Source organism: Streptosporangium sp. NPDC000509 (assembly GCF_042898365.1).
In the GTDB taxonomy this organism is placed as follows: domain Bacteria; phylum Actinomycetota; class Actinomycetes; order Streptosporangiales; family Streptosporangiaceae; genus Streptosporangium.
In genome coordinates this window covers 138,863-157,765 of the sequence record NZ_JBIAYX010000020.1, presented here as the reverse complement: position 1 = coordinate 157,765, position 18,903 = coordinate 138,863, and the positions used below count along the sequence as shown (strand labels likewise).

Here is an 18,903-nt window from a genome sequence, read left to right as displayed (position 1 = left end):
ATGACCGGCTCGCCGCCCGTGCCCGTCCGGCCGGGGCTTCCGAGGGCACGGGCGGCGAGGGTCACTCGGTACGACCGTCCACCTGCGGGGTGTCCACTCGTACCGATCGGAGAAGGATCGTGGCGAGAACCGCCGTCAACGCCATGATGACGGCTCCGAGGACGGCGGCCACCTGCATGCCCCCGGTGAAGGCCGAACGGGCGGCGTCGAGCAGGGCCGCCCCGGCCTGCTCCGGCATCCTCGCGGCCACCCCGAGCGCACCGCCGAGGGTCTCGCGCGCCGCCTCGGCGTCCTCCGGGGGCAGGGCGGGCGCCGAGGCGACGAACCTCTCGCCGTAGACGGACAGGCCGACGCTGCCCAGGATCGCGATACCGAGAGCGCCCCCGAGTTCGGTGGCGGCCTCCATGACCGCGGACGCCGAGCCGGCGCGTTCCGGCGGGGCTGCAGCGACGATCATGTCGGATGCCACCGCCTGCACTGCTCCGATGCCGGATCCCAGCAGGAGCAGACCGCTGACGAGAAACCATCGCTCGGAGTCCACGTCGATCAGGCTCATCACGACGAAGCCTCCGGCGGCGAGCGCCATGCCGCCGCCCATGATGAATCCCGGACGCGCCCACTTCGCGATCACGGCGGCCAGTACGGAACCGGCGAGGGCCGCACCCGCCGCGGGCAGGGTGAGCAACCCCGCGGTGAACGGCCGCAGTCCGAGCACCATCTGCAGATACTGGGCGATGAAGTAGAACAGCCCCACCAGGGCGAAGATCGCGAGTGTGCTCGTGATCAGCGACATGCTGAAGGGCCGGCTGGAGAACAGTCTCAGGTCGAGCATCGGGTCGGGCAGCAACCGCTGCCTGCGCAGGAACACGACACCGAACGCCAGCCCGACGATCACGCCGGTCATGGCCTGGAGTTCGAAGCCGTCGGCGGCGAACTGCTTGATCCCGTAGACCGTCGGCAGCAGGGCCGCCAGCGACAGCAGGGCGCTGAGCAGGTCGAACCTTCCGGGGCGGGGGTCGCGGTACTCCGGCAGCACGATCGGTCCCAGCAGCAGGAGCAGGACCATGACCGGCACATTGATCAGGAACACCGATCCCCACCAGAAACGCTCCAGCAGCCAGCCTCCGACGATCGGTCCCAGCACGCTGCCTCCGGCGAAGCCCGCGGCCCACACGGCGATGGCCATCCGACGCTGTCCGGGGTCATGGAACATGTTGCGGATCAGCGCGAGGGTCGGCGGCATCAGGCTCGCCGCCGCCGCGCCCTGCAGGGCGCGGGCCACGACGAGCAGCTCGGCGCTGGGGGCGTAGGCGGCGACGGCCGACGTGACACAGAACGCGGTGGCACCGATCAGCAGCAGTCTCCTGCGGCCGATCCTGTCACCCAGGGTGCCCATCGGAATCAGCAGACCGGCCAGCAGGAAGGCGTAGATGTCGACGATCCACAGCAGCTGGGAACCGGTCGGCGCGAGGTCCGCACTCAGGAAGGGGAGCGCGAAGTACAGCACCGTCACGGTCACGGAGATGAGCAGGACGGGCAGGACCAGCACCGCGAGGCCGAGCCATTCCCTCCGCCCGGCTGTGGCTGCGCCCTGTGTCATGACTACAACTCCTTGGGTACTTCGTACATCAAATAAACGCATACATCGTACGCACAACTCTTCGGAGAGCACAACGGCTCATCTTCAGATCGACCTTGACTTCTGAAAAGTTCCAGATAAACCCTAGAGAACAGCGGGTTCGCACCTAACGACGCCTCACTCCCACTGGTTATTTCATCACACTTGGATCGCTAATTACGTCACAAAAAGCATGTGCTAGAGTTTCGTCACACGGCTGTGCATCTGGAATCGGACGGGGACCACATGTTGACGTGCACACAATGTGGAAAGCCTTTGAACGCCGCACCTCGGGGACGACGCCCTCGGTACTGCTCCCGCGCCTGTCAGGCGCGGGCCTACCGTGCCCGAACCGCCGAGCGGTCCGCGCAGTCCGCCGGACGGACCCCGGCCTCCGCGCTGCGAGTCGCGCCCCCCAACGTTTCCCTCTCCGCGGCGCCGGGATGCGCCCCCGCCCCGGACCATGCCCCGCTCCGGCAGAGCGCCGACGATCTGGCCATGCACCACGAACCCCCGAGCGGCCTGAGCACGGAGCGGATCGTACGCACCGCGGTCCGGATCGCCGACACCGAAGGACTGGACGCGTTGTCGATGCGCCGCGTCGCGACCGAGCTGGGCGCCGGCACGATGTCGCTGTACCGCTACGTGTCGGGCAAGGACGCGCTCGTCGAGTTGATGGTCGAGGTCGTCTTCGGGGAGACCTCCTATCCGGTCTCCGTACCGGGAGGCTGGCGCACCAGGCTGGAGATCGCGGCACGAAGGGAGTGGGGGATGTACTCCAGGCACCCCTGGGCGCTGCGGGTCATCGCCACCCCCCAGCCGCCGCTCGGGCCGAACGTGCTCGCCGATGTCGAGTGGGCGATGCGCGCCATGGACGGCCTCGGCCTCGACCCGATGACGATGCACTGGGTGGCCATGATGGTGAGCGCCCAGGTGCAGGGCGCGGCCCTGCTGCTGGTGAACGAGCTGGAGGCCGAACGCCGCACCGGCGTCACGACGAGACAGTGGCGCGCGTCGAAGACGCCGATGCTCCTGGAGATCCTGGAGTCCGGGCAGTTCCCGATGCTGTCCAGGCTGTACGCGCAACAGGACGAGCCGATCGACATCGACGAGTGGTTCGAGTTCAGCCTGCGGCACCTTCTCGACGGTGTCGCCGTCCTGGTGGAGGGCCGGAACAAGGGGGCGTAGGGCACGCACCCGGATTCGCCCCGCGACCAGCCCGACGGCTCCCGCGGGACGCGAATCACTCCCCGTCACCGGAAAGCCTTTTTTCGGCAAGTCGTTCATGTATGAAAGAAAAACATCGAAGGACTGCGCTACTCGGCGATTCTGGTCCGGGTCGTCCAACGAAAGACAGCCGCTCCGGAATCATCGGAAACCGATTCCGTCTGCCGCTCGAAGTGCTCGTAGCCATTGTGCCGGGGAATCTTTATCTTTCCGTAGGCCGCCGTCGCGTCGTCGACCCGGAAGGTCCGTGAGATATCAGCGGGACCCCCTTCGAGTACGACGTCGACATATGCCCGTTCGAGCTGCGGTGCGGCGAATCCGGAATGGCCCTGCCCTTCCGCCCCGCTCTCCTGCCCGCCCTGGTCGATGGAGACGCTCATCTGGAATACCTCCGGTCTGTGTGTTCGGTCGATGTGGTCCGCCGCCGTGGCCGTGGATCGTTTCCGCGCCTCCGACCCCTGGAACGCTCAGCGGAACTCGGCCGCGACGCCGCGTACGTACCGGCCGTAGCTGGAGGCGGAGAGTTCGGCTCCCAGCCGGTCGCAGGCCTCGGCGTCGATGAAGCCCATGCGCAGCGCGACCTCCTCGATGCAGGCGATGCGTACGCCCTGCCGGTTCTCCAGCGCCTGCACGTACTGGGTGGCCTGCAGGATCGACTCCGGCGTGCCGGCGTCGATCCAGGCGAACCCCCTGCCCAGGTCACGCAGGCACGCCTTGCCCCTTCGCAGGTAGGTGCGGTTGACATCGGTGATCTCCAGCTCCCCCCGGGGGGAGGGCCGCAGGTTCTTGGCGATGTCGATCACGTCGTTGTCGTAGAGGTAGAGGCCGACGATCGCCCTGTTGGACCGGGGGTTCGCCGGCTTCTCCTCGATCGAGACGAGCCGGCCTTCGGCATCGGTCTCCCCGATGCCGTAACGCTGGGGGTCGCTGACCGGGTAGCCGAACAGCACGCAGCCGTCCACGTCCGCGACGTTCTCCTGGAGGATGTCGTAGAAGGAGTTGCCGTGGAAGATGTTGTCGCCGAGCACGAGGGCGACCGGGTCGCCGCCGATGTGGTCGGCGCCGATGACGAAGGCGTCGGCCAGGCCCTTCGGCTCGTCCTGCTGCGCGTAGCTGATGTCGAGCCCCAGATGTGACCCGTCCCGCAACAGGCGGTTCAGCTGCGGCAGGTCGGCGGGGGTGGAGATGATCATGATCTCCCTGATGCCCGCGAGCATGAGCGTCGACAGCGGATAGTAGATCATCGGCTTGTCGTTCACGGGGAGAAGCTGCTTGGAGACCGCGAGCGTGAGCGGATACAACCTCGTGCCGTGGCCGCCCGCGAGAATGATGCCTTTCATGGAAAAGCCCTTCATGACGAAGTCGGCCAACGGTGGTCAATCGGATAGGAAGCCGACCGGTACCAAAAAGACTCACATGGCGCATAGGGGGCATCAACCCCCTACCGTCTCCCTTAATCCCCCTATTTCCTCCGGTCGAATTCATCGCCCGTGGGCAGGGCTTCTCACACCGGATCTCACCGCCTACAGTCGGACCCGCGGCCCCGGAATTCCGCGCCGACGAATCATCTCCAAAAAACCATGCGTGCCGAAATTCCGAACATCCGCGCATTCACGGAAGGGCACCGCCCCCGCGACGCCCACAGCCATGAGGGCGGGTCTCCCGTCCAGCGATCACAGCGAGGTGGATCTCCGTTGAGAATTCTCGTCACCGGGGGTGCCGGATTCATCGGTTCCCACTACGTACGCACCCTTCTCGGCACGGACGGCCCGGCGACTGTCACCGTGCTGGACAAACTCACCTACGCGGGCAACCCGGCCAACCTCGACCCGGTCCGCGACAGTGACCGCTTCGCGTTCGTCCAGGGCGACATCTGCGACACCGAACTCGTCGGCGAACTCGTCTCCCGGCACGACCAGGTGGTGCACTTCGCCGCCGAGTCCCACGTCGACCGGTCGATCCTCGGCGCCGGCGAGTTCGTGCGGACCAACGTGGTGGGCACCCAGACCCTCCTGGACGCGGCACTCCACGGCGGGCCGGCGACCTTCGTGTACGTCTCCACCGACGAGGTCTACGGCTCGATCGAAGAGGGGTCCTGGCCGGAGACCGACCCGCTGAGCCCCAACTCCCCCTACGCGGCCTCCAAGGCGGCCGGCGACCTGCTGTCACTCTCCTACCACCGCACCCACGGCCTGGACGTGCGGGTGACCCGCTGCTCCAACAACTACGGGCCCCACCACTTCCCCGAGAAGGTCATCCCGCTGTTCATCACCAACCTGCTCGACGGACTGAAGGTCCCGCTGTACGGCGACGGCCTCAACGTCCGCGACTGGCTGCACGTCGACGACCACGTCAGGGGCATCGAGCTGGTCCGCACGGCGGGCCGTCCCGGTGAGGTCTACAACATCGGCGGCGGCACCGAGCTGAGCAACAGGGAACTCACCGGCCTCCTCCTGGAGGCCCTGGGCGCGGACGAGAGCAGCATCGCCTACGTGGAAGACCGTAAGGGCCACGACCGCCGCTACTCCGTCGACTGGACCAAGATCGAGCGGGAGCTGGGCTACCGCCCGCGCAAGGACTTCGCGACGGGCCTGGCCGAGACCGTGGCCTGGTACCGCGACAACCGGGCCTGGTGGGAGCCGCTCAAGGCGGGGCTGCGGACCGGCTGACCCGTCCTTCCCGCCCCCGTACGGCGCGGGTCCCCGCACAACGGTCGTACCGGGGCCCCGCACCATCCCCGGGCCGGTCTCCGGTGGCCCGAGGGCGGTGCGGGGCCCCGGAGACGGCCCGGGGCGGAGGCGCGGAGCGCGGGGGAACGCGCCGACGCCGGGACACGAAGGGCGGCGCCGCTCACGCGCGAAGCTTGGCGTACAGGCCACAGCACTCCTCGTACGTGGGGAGCATGCCCCTTCGCCGGGCCTCGGCGAGGGTCGGGGCCGCCTCGTCCTTCTCCGACAGCAGCGGCTCGAGTCCGGCGGGCCACTCGATCCCCAGTTCCGCGTCGAGCGGGTTGATGCCGTGCTCACGGCCGGGCGCGTACCCCTCGGAACAGAGGTAGACCACCGTCGCGTCGTCGGTCAGCGCCATGAAGGCGTGGCCGAGCCCTTCGGAGATGTAGACGGCGCGGTGATCCCGATCGTCGAGGACCACCGCCTCCCACCTCCCGAAGGTGGGCGATCCGACGCGGATGTCGACGAGTACGTCGAAGACCGCTCCCCTGACGCACTTGACGTACTTGGCCTGGCTGGGCGGGACGTCGGCGAAGTGCACGCCGCGCAGCGTCCCCCGGCGCGAGACCGAGTAGTTCGCCTGGGCCAGGGCCAGGCTCTGGCCGGTGGCCTCACGGAAGGGCGCGTCGTGGAACCATTCGTGAAAGCTGCCCCTGCTGTCGGGGAAAACCTTCGGTTCGAAGACCCACGCACCGTCGACACCGAGCGGACGCATGCTCATCAGATCTCCTTGAGCGTGGAGGACCCGGGCTGCGTGAGCCCCTTTCCCGCGGAGTCTTCAGGAGCCCCTTCACCCTGGAAACCCCTCATTCACGGAGGCCGACAGGGGTGGCACCCGGTTCGTTCGCCGAGGCCGACCGGGTTGTGCCCGGTTCCCTCACGGAGATCGACAGGGGTGGCACCCTGTCGGATGAGGTCAAAGGACCCGTCGCCGGGGTCCGGCGACAGGAGGACACCGGCGTTCGGCGGGACTCCCCCTCCCCCTACTCCGGACTCACGCACCCGGAGAATGGTGAACGTCCCCTTCGTTCCCCTCGCCCGAGCGGCGGACAGCGCCGTCACCGCCCGGCCGATCGGCGTCACCGCCCGGCCGCGCACTCCCCCGCCTCCGCCGGTGCCCGTCGGCGTTCCTGGCGGCCGAAGGTGCCGCCACGACCGCGACGGCCGTGATCATGAGCCCTCGGCCCACCAGCCATCGGCCGAAGAACTCCTTCAGCTCGACACCGTCGCTCAGCCTCGGCCCCTCGGCCAGCAACCGGGCGTGGAAGCCGCCCCAGGCCGGATCGAAGGTGATCGACGCCTCCGTGAAGTCGAGGCGCGGTTCCCGCAGCGGCGCGAGGGGGAACCACGCCTTGTAGACGGACTCCTTCGCGCTGAACAGCAGCCGGTCCCACCTCACCGACGGATCGCGCCGCAGGAGATACGTCACACGGCGCAGCTCCTCGCCGACCGTGATCACCTCCAGTACTCCGGAGGGCAGCGGCTTGTTCGGCTCGGCGTCGATGCCCAGGGTCGTGATGTCACCGGACCGCGCGACGGCGGCGGCCCGGTATCCGGCACAGTGGGTGATGCTGCCGACGACACCCGAGGGCCAGACCGGCGCGCCCTTCACCCCGGGCGGCACCGGCACCGGAGGGTAGCCCAGACGCCCCAGGGCGTCGCGGGCGCACCAGCGTCCCGTGGTGAACTCGCGGCGGCGCTTCTCCACCGCCCTGCTGATCACGGCCTCCTCCTCGAGGAACAGGGCGCAGGGCCGCGAGTCGTCGAACACCTCCGATGACCTGACCTCACCCGGCAGTAGATCCTCGATCATGAGGCACGTTCGGAGGTCCGCGGGACCTGCCCGGTCCGGCGAGAGCGTCCGGCACTCGGCCGGACCCCCTCGGCGGGTTTTCCACCCCTCGCGGGGACGGCGTGCGGGCTGCCCGCCGCGAGCGGACCTCGTGTCCTCATGAGGTGGCCGGCTCACGCACGAACCGAAACGGCGACGACAGCGACGACAGCGACGACAGGGTCACGACAGGCCGAGCTCGTTGTCGAGCATGTCGAACATCTCACTGTCCGAGACCGAGTCGAGGTCGAGCTCCGTATCGCCTGGATCACCGGAATCACGCGAGAGCGCCGCCCATTTCGTCTTCAGAACGTCCAGGCGCGCCGCGACCTGCCGGTGCGCCTCGGGGTCGACGGCCATCCCGCTGAACGCCCTCTCCAGCTTCGCGAGTTCGGCGAGGAGCGCCGCGGACCCCGTCTGCTCGGTCAGGCCGAGCCGGTCGAGCAGGTGGTCGACGAGGGCGAGCGAGGTGGGGTGGTCGAACACCAGGCTGACCGGCAGGCGCAGCCCGGTGGCGTCGGTCAACCTGTTTCGCAGCTCGACGGCGGTGAGCGAGTCGAAGCCCAGCTCCTTGAACGCCCGGTCCGGCTCGACGGAGCCGGTTCCGCTGTGCCCGAGTACGGCCGCCACCTGGCCTCGTACGAGATCCAGGAGCACCTCGGCGCGCTCGGCGGCGCCGAGGGCGGTCAGCCCGTGCACCAGGGTGTCCGGCTCCTGGCGCCCGCTCGCGGCCGTCCGGCGTCTTCCGGCGGGCACCAGCCCTCTCAGCAGCGGCGGAACCTCCTCACGCGCCCGCAACGCCGGCAGGTCGAACCTGACCGGCACCAGCACCGGGCGGTCCACACCTCCGGCGGCGTCGAACAGTCGCAGTCCCTGCTCCACCGACAGCGGACGGATGCCCACCCGCGCCATCCGCCGCCGGTCGGTGTCGGCGAGGGCGCCGGTCATTCCGCCGGTCGCCCCGGCGTCCCGCGCCCAGGGACCCCAGGCCAGCGACAACGCGGCGAGCCCGGCGGCCCGGCGGTGGTGGGCCAGTCCGTCGAGGAAGGCGTTGGCCGCGGCGTAGTTGCCCTGCCCCGCACCGCCGGCCACGCCGGCCATCGACGAGAAGAGCACGAACGCGGCGAGATCCACCCCCTGGGTGAGCTCGTGCAGATGCCAGGCGGCACCCGCCTTGGGCCACAGCGCGGTGTCCATCCGCTCGGGGCGCAGGGAGGGAATCGTCGCGTCGTCCAGCACCCCCGCCGCGTGGACGACCGCCGTCAGCGGATGATCGGCGGGTACGCCTGCCAGCAGGTCCGCGAGCGCGCCCCGGTCGGAGACGTCACACGCGGCGACGACGACCTCGGCGCCGCGGGCGGCCAGCTCGGCCCGCAACTCGAGGGCGCCGGGCGCCTCCAGACCTCGGCGGCCGGCCAGCAGCAGCCGCCGCACTCCGTGCTCGCCCACCAGGTGCCGCGCCACCTCGGCGCCGAGGCCACCCGTGCCGCCGGTGATCAAAACCGTGCCCTCGGGATCCCACCGCCGTACGCCGTCCCCGTCCATGGCGGCCGGCACCAGGCGCGCCGCTCTCAGCACCCCGTCACGCACCGCGACCTGCGGCTCGCCGCAGGCCAGGACGGCCCGCAGCAACGCCGCCGAAGGCTCCAGCGGCTCGTCGAGATCGACGAGCACGAACCGGCCCGGATTCTCCGCCTGCGCGGCGCGGACCAGTCCCCACACGGCGGCACCCGGCAGGTCGGTCACCCGGTCGTCCTCGTGGACGGCGACCGCGCCACACGTCATCACCACGAGGGTGCTGTCACCGAGCCGCTCCTCCGCGAGCCAACGCTGCAGAAGGCCGAGCACGCGGGCGGTGGACCCGCGGGTCGCGGTGATGACGTCAGCGGGGTCGGCGGGGTCGGCGGCGAGGAACACGGCCGCGGCACGCGGCGGGGCACCCGGCGTGACGAGATCCCCGGGATCCGCCGTCACGTCCAGCGACACCACCTCCGCCTCCGATTCCTGGGCGTCGGCGGGCGTCTGGGGCAGAGGCGTCCACTCCAGCCGGAACAGCCCCTCCCCCGATGTCCGGCGCCCGCCGGCGACCAGGCCGCCGGGCGACGCCGGACGCGACACCAGCGACTCGGCGGTGAGCACGGGCGCTCCCGCCGTGTCCACCGCGCTCACCGACACCGTGTCCTCGCCGGTTCTGGTCACGCGCACGCGCAGCGTCGTCGCGCCGGCCGCGTGCAGGTGCACGCCGCCCCACGCGAACGGCAGGCGCCCCGCCTCGGGCTCGGCGGACTCCAGGAACGGCACCGCGTGCAGGGCGGCGTCCAGCAGCGCCGGGTGCACGCCGTACGAGCCGGCGTCGCCGGCCTGCTCGGGCAGGGCGATCTCCGCGAACACCTCGTCGTCACGCCGCCAGGCAGCGCGCAACCCCCGGAAGAGCGGGCCGTAGACGAACCCCCCCTCGGCGAACCGCTCGTAGAGGCCGTCCAGTTCGACGGCGGACGCTCCCCTCGGTGGCCACACCTCGGTGTCGAAGACCTCGGCCAGGGCCGCGCCCTCGCGTCCGCCGCCGGAGAGCACACCGGTCGCGTACCGTGTCCACGGCTCGTCGTCGGCGGCGTCCGCGGGCCGCGCGTAGACGCCGAGCTCACGGTGGTCCGACGCGTCGGGCGCGCCCACCGACACCTGCAGGTCCATCGCCTCCCCCTCGCCGAACACGAGCGGGGCGGCCATGGTGAGTTCCTCCACCCGGTCGCAGCCGACCTGGTCCCCGGCCCGGACGGCGAGTTCCAGCAGTGCCGCGCCGGGCAGGATCACCATCCCGCCGACGGCGTGGTCGGCGAGCCACGGGTGTGATCGCGGTGAGAGGCGGCCGGTGAGCACGACCCCCTCCGACCCGGCGAGCCGCACCGCGGCCCCCAGCAGCGGGTGCGCCGCCGCCGCGAGCCCGAGATCCCTGACGTCCCCGACCCGCCGCCCACTCGGCCAGAACCACTGATGCCTGAAGGCGTACGTCGGCAGGTCGACCCGGCGGGCGTCGCCGAACGCGGCCCCGAACACGGCCGGCCAGTCCACCGCGAGCCCGTGCGTGTGCAACGTCGCCACCGCGGTCATGATCGCGTCCTGCTCGCCGCGGTCACCGCGCAGCGCCGGTACCAGCACCGCGGCCTCGTCCTGGACGGTGTCCTCGGCCATCGCGGTCAGCACCCCGTCGGGTCCCAGTTCGAGGTACGCGCTGACCCCGCGCCGCCGCAGCGTCTCCACGCCGTCGGCGAACCTGACCTCGCGCCGCACCTGCTCCACCCAGTGGTCCGGTGAGCACAGCTCCTCCGCCGACGCGAGCTCGCCCGTCACGGTCGAGACCACCGGGATCCGCGGTGCCGCGAAGTCCAGGCCCTCGGCCACCCCGCGGAACTCCGCCAGCATCGGCTCCATCAGCGGCGAGTGGAACGCGTGGCTCACCCTCAGCCGCCTCGTCCTGCGTCCCCTCGCCTCCAGCAGGTCGGAGATCCGGACGACCGCGTCCTCGGCACCGGCGATCACCACCGAGGCGGGACCGTTCACCGCGGCGACGGAGACCTCGTCCTCGCACCCGGCGAGAAGCGGCAGCACCTCACGCTCAGGAGCCTGTACGGCGATCATCGCGCCGCCCTCCGGCAGCGCCTGCATCAGCCGGGCACGTGCCGCCACCAGCCGACACGCGTCCGCAGGCGAGAGCACGCCCGCCACGTGCGCGGCCGCGATCTCCCCGATCGAGTGCCCCACCAGGAAGTCCGGCTTGACGCCCCAGGACTCCACCAGCCGGAACAGCGCCACCTCCAGGGCGAACAGCGCGGGCTGGGTGTATCCGGTCCGGTTCAGCGACTCGGTGTCGCCGCCGAACATCACCTCGCGCAGCGGGCGGTCCAGCTCGGGGTCCAGGTGTGCGAGCAAGGCGTCGAGGGCGTCGGCGAACACCGGGAACCGCTCGTACAGCTCCCTGCCCATTCCGGCCCGTTGGGCGCCCTGTCCGGTGAACAGCAGCGCGAGCCTGCCCGGCCGCGCGCCACGTCCCCTCACCGTTCCCGGCGCCGGGCGCCCGTCGGCCACCGCCGCCAAGCCCGCGAGCAACCCGTCCCGGTCGCCGGCCAGTACCACCGCCCGGTGCTCGAACGCGGAACGGCCCGTCGCCAGTGAGAAGCCGATGTCCGCACAGGAGACGTCCGGATCGTCCTGGACCCGCGACAGCAGGCGTGCCGCCTGCGCCCGCAGCGCGTCATCCGTCTTCCCCGACACCGGCACCGGCACCGGCACCGGCACGACGTCCGGCGCCTGGCCGGTCGGGACGCCTGACGACGATCCGTTCAGTGATCCGTCCGACGCCCCGTTCTGCGATCCGTTCTGCGACCTGCCCGGTGAGCCGTTCGGCGAGCGGCGTCCGGCCGTCGCGTCCGCGGACGGCGGCGCCTCCTCCAGGATGACGTGCGCGTTGGTCCCGCTGATGCCGAACGACGACACCCCGGCCCGGCGCGGCCATCCGCCCCCCGGCCACGGGCGGTGCTCGGTCAGCAGTTCCACCGCCCCCTGCTCCCAGTCCACGTGCGACGAGGGCGCGTCCACGTGCAGCGTGCCCGGCAGCACTTCGTGGCGCATCGCCATCACCATCTTGATCACACCGGCGACGCCCGCCGCCGCCTGGGTGTGACCGATGTTCGACTTGATCGAGCCCAGCAGCAGCGGCCGGTCCGCCGGCCTGTCCTGCCCGTAGGTGGCGAGCAGCGCCTGCGCCTCGATCGGGTCGCCCAGGCTCGTCCCCGTTCCGTGGCCCTCCACCACGTCCACGTCCACCGTGGCCAGTCCGGCGCCGGCCAGTGCCTGGCGGATCACCCGCTGCTGTGAGGGGCCGTTCGGCGCGGTCAACCCGTTGGAGGCGCCGTCCTGGTTCACCGCGGAACCGCGGACGACGGCCAGCACCTGGTGGCCGTTGCGCCGCGCGTCGGACAGGCGCTCCAGCACCAGCGTCCCGACGCCCTCGGACCAGCCGACACCGTCGGCGGCCTCGGAGAAGGACTTGCACCGCCCGTCGGCGGCGAGCCCGTCCTGGGCGCTGAAGTCGATGAACGCCCCAGGAGTCGCCATCACCGTCACACCACCGACCAGTGCGAGCGAGCACTCACCGCCGCGCAGCGCCTGCGCCGCCAGGTGCAACGCCACCAGCGAGGAGGAGCACGCGGTGTCCACCGTCATCGCCGGCCCCTCCAGACCGAGGATGTAGGACAGCCGCCCGGACAGCACGCTGCCGGCCGTACCGGTGCCCATGAAGCTCACCACGTCCGGCGGGAACTCCGCGCTCGTCGCGTAGTCGTGGTACATCACCCCGGCGAACACACCCGTGTGACTGCCGCGCAGCGAGAGCGGGTCGATCCCGGCCCGCTCGACCGCCTCCCAGGCCACCTCAAGAAGGAGCCGCTGCTGCGGGTCCATCGCGAGCGCCTCACGGGGCGAGATCCCGAAGAAACCGGGGTCGAACTCCCCCGCGTCGTGCAGGAAGCCGCCCTCGCGGACGTAACTGGTGCCCCGGCGTTCGCGGCCGGGGTCGTACAGCGACTCCAGATCCCAGCCACGAGAGGTCGGGAACGCCGAGATCGCGTCCCCACCCTCCTCGACCAGCCGCCACAGCTCCTCGGGAGAGGTCACCCCACCCGGGTAGCGGCATGCCATCGACACGATCACCACGGGGTCGTCGCCGACCGGTGTGACCGGTCGCGCGACCACGCGCCCGCTCACCGGGGCACCGAGGTCACCCGGCAGTTCCGCCAGGAGGTACTCCGTCAGCGCCGTGACGTTCGGGTAGTCGAACACGAGCGTCGCGGGCAGCCTCAGCCCGGTGTCGGCGGCCAGCCTGTTGCGCACCTCGACGGCCGTCAGCGAGTCGAAGCCCATGCTCTGGAAACTGCCCAGCGGCTCGATCGAGTCGCCGTCCGCGTGCCCCAGCGCCCGCGCCACCTGGCCCCGCACCAGCTCCAGCAGGACGGCCATCCGCTCGCCCTCCCCGAGCGGCGCGAGGCGTTCGACGAGCGTGGCCGCCACCTCGGTCGTGGCCTGCCTGCGGGCCTGCGCCCTGACCAGCCCTCGCAGCGGGAACGGGACGTCCCCGCCGGTGCGGAACGCCGACAGATCCAGACGTACGGGCAGCAGGGCCGGCTCTTCGCCCGTGACCGTCGCGTCGAACAGTGCCAGCCCCTGCTCAGGGGAGAGCGGGAGCGTCCCGCGCCTGGCGAGCCTGCCCATCTCGGCCTCGCTCAGGGCGCCGGTCATGCCACTCGCCTGGTCCCACGGCCCCCAGCCCAGCGAGACCGCCGGTAGCCCTTCGGCCCGGCGGTGCCGGGCGAGCGCGTCCAGGAAGGCGTTCGCCGCCGCGTAGTTGGCCTGCCCCGCCGTCCCGAACGTCCCGGCCACCGACGAGAACAGGACGAAGCCCGCCAGATTCTCGTCCCTGGTCAGCTCGTGGAGATGCCAGGCCGCGTCCACCTTGGGGCGGAACACCTTCTCCAGGCTCCGCGACGTCAGCGTGCCGATCACGCCGTCGTCCAGCACGCCCGCGGCGTGCACCACCGCGGTCAGCGGGTGTTCGGCGGGTATCCCGGCCAGCAGGGCGGCGACGGCGTCACGGTCCGCCAGGTCGCATGCCACGACGTTCGTCCGGGCGCCGAGTCCGGCGAGTTCCGCCACCAGCTCCTCGACGCCCTCCGCCCGGTCACCGCGACGGCTCGCCAGCGTCAGGTGGCCGACGCCGTGCTCGGTCACCAGGTGGCGGGCCAGCATGCCCCCCAGGCCGCCGGTGCCGCCGGTGATCAGCACCGTGCCCTCCGGATCCCAGGTCATACCGACCGGGTCGGCGGGCGGGAAGACGCGGGCAAGCCGACCGGCCAGCACGGCACCGTCCCTGATCACCAGTTGCGGCTCGGCGGCGGCCAGGGCCGACGGCAGTGCCGCGATCGACGTCGCCGGCACCCCCCTCGGGTCGTGGGCGTCGCCGTCCCGGAGGTCGAGGTCGATCAGCGCGAACCGGCCCGGATGCTCGGCCTCGGCGGCACGCACGAGCCCCCACACCGTCGCCGCCGCCACGTCGTCGCCGTCCACCGCGCCCCGGGTGAGGAACACCAACCGCGAATCGGCGAACCGCTCGTCCGCGAGCCAGGAACGCACCAGCTCCAGCACGGACGACGCCAGGCCGTGAGCGGCCGTCGCCACCTCGTCACCCTGGCCCGCCTCCACCGGGACCAGCACCGTACGCGGCACGGAAGCGTCACCGTCGTACGCCTCTCCCAGCGACCGCAGGTCGGCACCGACCCCGACGGGACCACCCACCGAGGCGGCGAGTGCCTCGGTGAGCCCCCAGCCGTCCGGGCCTACCACCGCCAGGGTGCCCGGCGAGACCGCGGACACCGGCGACGCCGGGACTGCCTGCGGAACCCAGTCCAGCCTGAACAGGGAGTCCCTTCCGATCGCTCGCGGACCGGCGGCCTGTCCTTCGGAAAGGAGGCGCAGGGACAGCGATCTGATCGAGGCCACCGGACCGTCCACGCCGGCGATCGCGATCGACATCGCGTCGGGTCCGGCCCAGGACATCCGCACCCGGACCGTCGACGCCCCCGCCGCGTGCAGGGACACGCCCTCCCACGCGAAGGGCACCTTACGCCGGGCCTCCTCGCTCAGGTCGAGGAGCAGGCACATGTGCAGCACCGCGTCCAGCAGCGCCGGATGCACGCCGAACGCCCCCGCCTCGGCCGCGTCCTGCTCGGGCAGGCTGACTTCGGCGTACATGTCCGAGTCGCCGCGCCAGGCCGCGGTGAGGCCGCGGAAAGCCGGTCCGTAGTCGAAGCCGTCCGCGGCCCGCCCCTCGTAGAAGCCCTCCAACGAGACCGGCGTCGTACCGGCCGGCGGCCACACGGTCGTGTCGAACGCCGGTGCGGTGTCGGGGACGGTGAGAGACTCGTCGACCGCGAGAAGCCCGTTCGCGTGCCGTGTCCAGGGACGCTCCTCCTCACCTTCCGGCCGCGCGTACACGCTCAACGGCCGCTGTCCCCTCTCGTCGGGTCCGCCCAGCCGTACCTGTACCCGGACGCCGCCCTGTTCGGGCAGGGTCAACGGCGCGGCCAGGGTCAGCTCGTCCACCCGAGCGCAGCCGACCTCGTCACCCGCCCGGATCGCCAGTTCCAGGAACGCCGTCGCAGGCACCACCACCCGGCCCGACACCACGTGATCGGCCAGCCACGGCTGGGAGCGCACCGACAACCGGCCGGTGAGGAGCACCTCGTCGCCACCCGCCAGCTCGACCGCGGCTCCCAGCAGGGGGTGATCCGGCGCTCCGAGCCCGGCCTCGGTCACATCGCCGACGCGGCCGCGCGAGGGCCCCGGCCAGAAACGCCGGCGCTGGAAGGCGTAGGTGGGCAGCTCCACCCGGTGGGCGCCGGGGAACGCCGCCCGCCAGTCCACCGGCACCCCGCGTACGTGCAGGGCGGCGAGCGCCATCATGATCGTTTTTTGCTCGTCCTGGCCCCTGCGCAGGGCCGGTACCAGCACATCCGGATCGGCCGCCGACCTCGCCTCGGCGTCGCGCGCCGGATCCGCGAGCACGTCGGCACCGGTCTCGGCCGCCACGGTGATGGTCTCGTCGGCCATCGCGGTGAGCACGCCGTCGGGGCCGAGTTCCAGATAAGCGCGTACGCCCTGTGCCTGCAGGGTGCGCACGGCGTCGGAGAAGCGGACCGCGCCGCGGACCTGCTCCACCCAGTAGTCCGGCGAACACAGTCGCTCGGCCGTCGCCTGCTCCCCGGTGAGCGTGGACACGATCGGGATCTCCGGCGGGCTGAAGGAGAGTGACCCGGCTACCGCCCGGAAGTCCTCCAGCATCGGGTCCATCAGCGGGGAGTGGAAGGCGTGCGACACCCGCAGCCGCTTCGTCCGTACTCCCCGCTCCTCCAGGGCGGCGGCCACCTCAAGCACCGTCTCCTCGACGCCGGAGATCACTACCGAGGACGGGCCGTTCACCGCCGCGATCGACACCTGCTCCTCGCGCCCGGCGAGCAGTTCGGCGACCGCCTCCTCGGCGACCTGGACCGACACCATCGCCCCACCGGCAGGTAGCGCCTGCATCAACCGCGCCCGCGCCGCCACCAACGCACACGCGTCGGCCAGCGACAGCACACCGGCCACATGCGCAGCGGCGATCTCCCCGATCGAGTGACCGGCCAGCACATCGGGCCGCACCCCCCAGGACTCCACCAGCCGGAACAGCGCGGTCTCCACCGCGAACAACGCCGGCTGCGCCCAGCCGGTCCGATCCAGCAACTCAGCCTCAGCCGACCCCGGCTCGGCGAACACCACCTCACGCAACGACCGGCCACCCAACCCTCCGGCCGATCCCCGCTCCACCCCCTCAAGCAACGGATCCAGCCCGGCGATCACCGCGTCCAACGCGGTCGCGAACACCGGGAAACGGTCGTACAGCTCCCGGCCCATCCCGGCCCGCTGACTGCCCTGACCGGTGAACAGGAACGCCAGCTGCGGCTCACCCGCGGCCACCCCGCGCACCACACCCGCACCCGGCAGATCCCCGGCCAACGCACCCAACCCGGCCAGCACACCCTCACGATCACCGACCACCACCGCCCGATGCTCGAACACCGACCGCGTCGCCACCAGCGAGAACGCCACATCACCCAGCACCAACCCCGGATCGGCACCCACATACGACGCCAACCGCCCGGCCTGCGCCCGCAACGCCTCCACCGTACGACCCGACACCACCACCGGAACCACCGGCGATCCCACCGTGACATCCGCCGCCTCGGCATCCGGCGTCCGGTCCCGTACGGGCTCTTCGGCCGTGCCCCGCTCGTCCGCCGACTGCTGTTCGAGGAGCACGTGCGCGTTGGTGCCGCTGATCCCGAACGACGACACCCCGGCCCGACGCGGACGGTCGGTCTCCGGCCACGACCGTGCCTCGGTCACCAGCTCGACCGCGCCCTCGCTCCAGTCCACATGCGAGGACGGCGCGTCCACGTGCAACGTCCTGGGCAGTGTCCCGTGCCGCATCGCCATGACCATCTTGATCACACCCGCCACACCGGCCGCCGCCTGCGTGTGACCGATGTTCGACTTGATCGACCCCAGCAGCAGCGGCCGGTCCTCCGGCCGATCCTGACCGTACGTCGCCAGCAGCGCCTGCGCCTCGATCGGGTCACCCAGCGTCGTCCCGGTGCCGTGCGCCTCCACCGCGTCCACCTCGGACGCCGACAACCCCGCACTCGCCAGCGCCTGACGAATCACCCGCTGCTGAGACGGACCGTTCGGCGCCGTCAACCCGTTCGACGCACCATCCTGATTCACCGCAGATCCGCGAACGACCGCGAGCACCTGGTGGCCATTGCGCCGAGCATCCGACAACCGCTCCAGCACCAGGATGCCCACGCCCTCGGCCCAGCCCACCCCATCGGCCGACTCCGCGAACGACCGACACCGCCCATCCACCGACAAACCCCGCTGCCGAGCGAACCCGATGAACGTGTTCGGCGTCGACATCACCGTCGCCCCACCCGCCAGCGCCAGTGAACACTCACCACCGCGTAGCGCCTGCGCGGCCAGGTGCAGCGCCACCAGCGACGACGAGCAGGCGGTGTCCACGGTCACCGCCGGACCCTCCAGGCCCAGCGTGTACGACACCCGACCCGACGCCACACTCGGCGCCGTCCCCGTACTTTCGTAACCCTCGACGGCATCACGCTGAGCGATGCCCTCGTCGGTCTGGTGCACCCGGCCGGCCGCGTTGCCCAACGCCAGACCGTAGTCGTTGTACATCAAACCGGTGAACACCCCGGTCCGGCTCCCCCGCAACGACCCCGGCTCAATGCCCGCCCGCTCCACCGCCTCCCACGACGTCTCCAGCAACAACCGCTGCTGTGGGTCCATCGCGAGCGCCTCACGCGGCGAGATCCCGAAGAGACCGGCATCAAACTCATCCGCGTCATGCAAAAACCCGCCATGACGCGTGTACGACGTCCCCACCCGACCAGGATCGGGATCATAGATCCCTTCCAGATCCCACCCCCGATTCGTCGGGAACCCGGTGATCGCGTCGGTCTCCTCCACCACCAGACGCCACAAATCCTCCGGAGAAGACACCCCACCCGGATAACGACACGCCATCCCCACGATCACCACCGGATCGTCGGCCACCGACCGCACCACCGGCGAAAGAACGCCCACATCGGCCCGCTCGCCGAGCAACTCACCCAGCAGGAACTCCGCCAGCCCAACCGGAGTCGGGTAGTCGAACACCAGCGTCGCCGGCAGCCTGATCCCCGTCGCCGCGTTCAACCGATTGCGCAGCTCCACCGCGGTCAGGCTGTCGAAGCCCAGCTCCCGAAACTCCCGCTTGACATCTACCGTCTCCGGCGAGGTGTGCCCCAGGACCATCGCCACCTGCGCCCGCACCGTGTCCACCAGCAACCGCACCCGAT

8 protein-coding genes (1 of these 8 running past the window's edge) are annotated in these 18,903 nt (G+C 71.1%); 2 read left to right on the top strand and 6 right to left on the bottom strand.

Going from position 1 to position 18,903, the window contains the following annotated elements:
- Positions 1 to 61 precede the first annotated feature (61 nt).
- Positions 62 to 1,600 carry an MFS transporter gene (locus ACFY3D_RS31945; RefSeq protein ID WP_389986346.1) on the bottom strand — a complete coding sequence of 513 codons (1,539 nt, stop codon included), beginning with the start codon at positions 1,598 to 1,600 and terminating at the stop codon, positions 62 to 64.
- Positions 1,601 to 2,116: 516 nt separating this feature from the next.
- Here ACFY3D_RS31945 and ACFY3D_RS31940 point away from each other — a divergent pair.
- A complete protein-coding gene (locus ACFY3D_RS31940; RefSeq protein ID WP_350950190.1) occupies positions 2,117 to 2,806 on the top strand; it encodes a TetR/AcrR family transcriptional regulator in 690 nt (229 codons plus the stop codon).
- A 128-nt stretch (positions 2,807 to 2,934) separates the two neighbouring features.
- On the opposite strand, the gene ACFY3D_RS31935 is transcribed toward ACFY3D_RS31940, so the two are convergent.
- Both ACFY3D_RS31935 and rfbA read right to left on the bottom strand, forming a co-directional pair.
- Entirely contained in the window at positions 2,935 to 3,225 is a 291-nt protein-coding gene (locus ACFY3D_RS31935) for a DUF5988 family protein (RefSeq protein ID WP_389986342.1), read from the bottom strand.
- An 87-nt stretch (positions 3,226 to 3,312) separates the two neighbouring features.
- On the bottom strand, positions 3,313 to 4,185 hold the full coding sequence (rfbA, locus tag ACFY3D_RS31930) for a glucose-1-phosphate thymidylyltransferase RfbA (RefSeq protein ID WP_389986339.1): 873 nt from the start codon (positions 4,183 to 4,185) through the stop codon (positions 3,313 to 3,315).
- A gap of 354 nt (positions 4,186 to 4,539) precedes the next feature.
- Between rfbA and rfbB the strand changes: the two genes are divergently transcribed.
- A complete protein-coding gene (rfbB, locus tag ACFY3D_RS31925) occupies positions 4,540 to 5,514 on the top strand; it encodes a dTDP-glucose 4,6-dehydratase (protein ID WP_389986336.1) in 975 nt (324 codons plus the stop codon).
- Between the two features lie 181 nt (positions 5,515 to 5,695).
- Here the strand turns inward: rfbB and rfbC are convergent, their stop codons facing one another.
- From rfbC to ACFY3D_RS31910, 3 genes are all read right to left on the bottom strand, one after another.
- Positions 5,696 to 6,295, bottom strand: a complete 600-nt coding sequence (gene rfbC, locus ACFY3D_RS31920; protein WP_389986333.1) for a dTDP-4-dehydrorhamnose 3,5-epimerase — start codon at positions 6,293 to 6,295, stop codon at positions 5,696 to 5,698.
- A 273-nt stretch (positions 6,296 to 6,568) separates the two neighbouring features.
- Complete coding sequence (locus ACFY3D_RS31915; protein WP_389986330.1) at positions 6,569 to 7,387, bottom strand: 4'-phosphopantetheinyl transferase; 819 nt, start codon at positions 7,385 to 7,387, stop codon at positions 6,569 to 6,571.
- A 201-nt stretch (positions 7,388 to 7,588) separates the two neighbouring features.
- Positions 7,589 to 18,903, bottom strand: partial view of an SDR family NAD(P)-dependent oxidoreductase gene (locus tag ACFY3D_RS31910; protein WP_389986327.1) — the final stretch only. It continues 24,337 nt past the right edge of the window; the window shows 11,315 of its 35,652 coding nt (coding positions 24,338-35,652); the start codon falls outside the window, past its right edge — the gene reads right to left on this strand; it ends in the stop codon at positions 7,589 to 7,591.

Coding starts and splice junctions, on each gene's coding strand:
- ACFY3D_RS31945 (WP_389986346.1), bottom strand. CDS start 1,600: ATGACACAGGGCGCAGCCACAGCCGGGCGGAGGGAATGGCTCGGCCTC.
- ACFY3D_RS31940 (WP_350950190.1), top strand. CDS start 2,117: ATGCACCACGAACCCCCGAGCGGCCTGAGCACGGAGCGGATCGTACGC.
- ACFY3D_RS31935 (WP_389986342.1), bottom strand. CDS start 3,225: ATGAGCGTCTCCATCGACCAGGGCGGGCAGGAGAGCGGGGCGGAAGGG.
- rfbA (WP_389986339.1), bottom strand. CDS start 4,185: ATGAAAGGCATCATTCTCGCGGGCGGCCACGGCACGAGGTTGTATCCG.
- rfbC (WP_389986333.1), bottom strand. CDS start 6,295: ATGAGCATGCGTCCGCTCGGTGTCGACGGTGCGTGGGTCTTCGAACCG.
- ACFY3D_RS31915 (WP_389986330.1), bottom strand. CDS start 7,387: ATGATCGAGGATCTACTGCCGGGTGAGGTCAGGTCATCGGAGGTGTTC.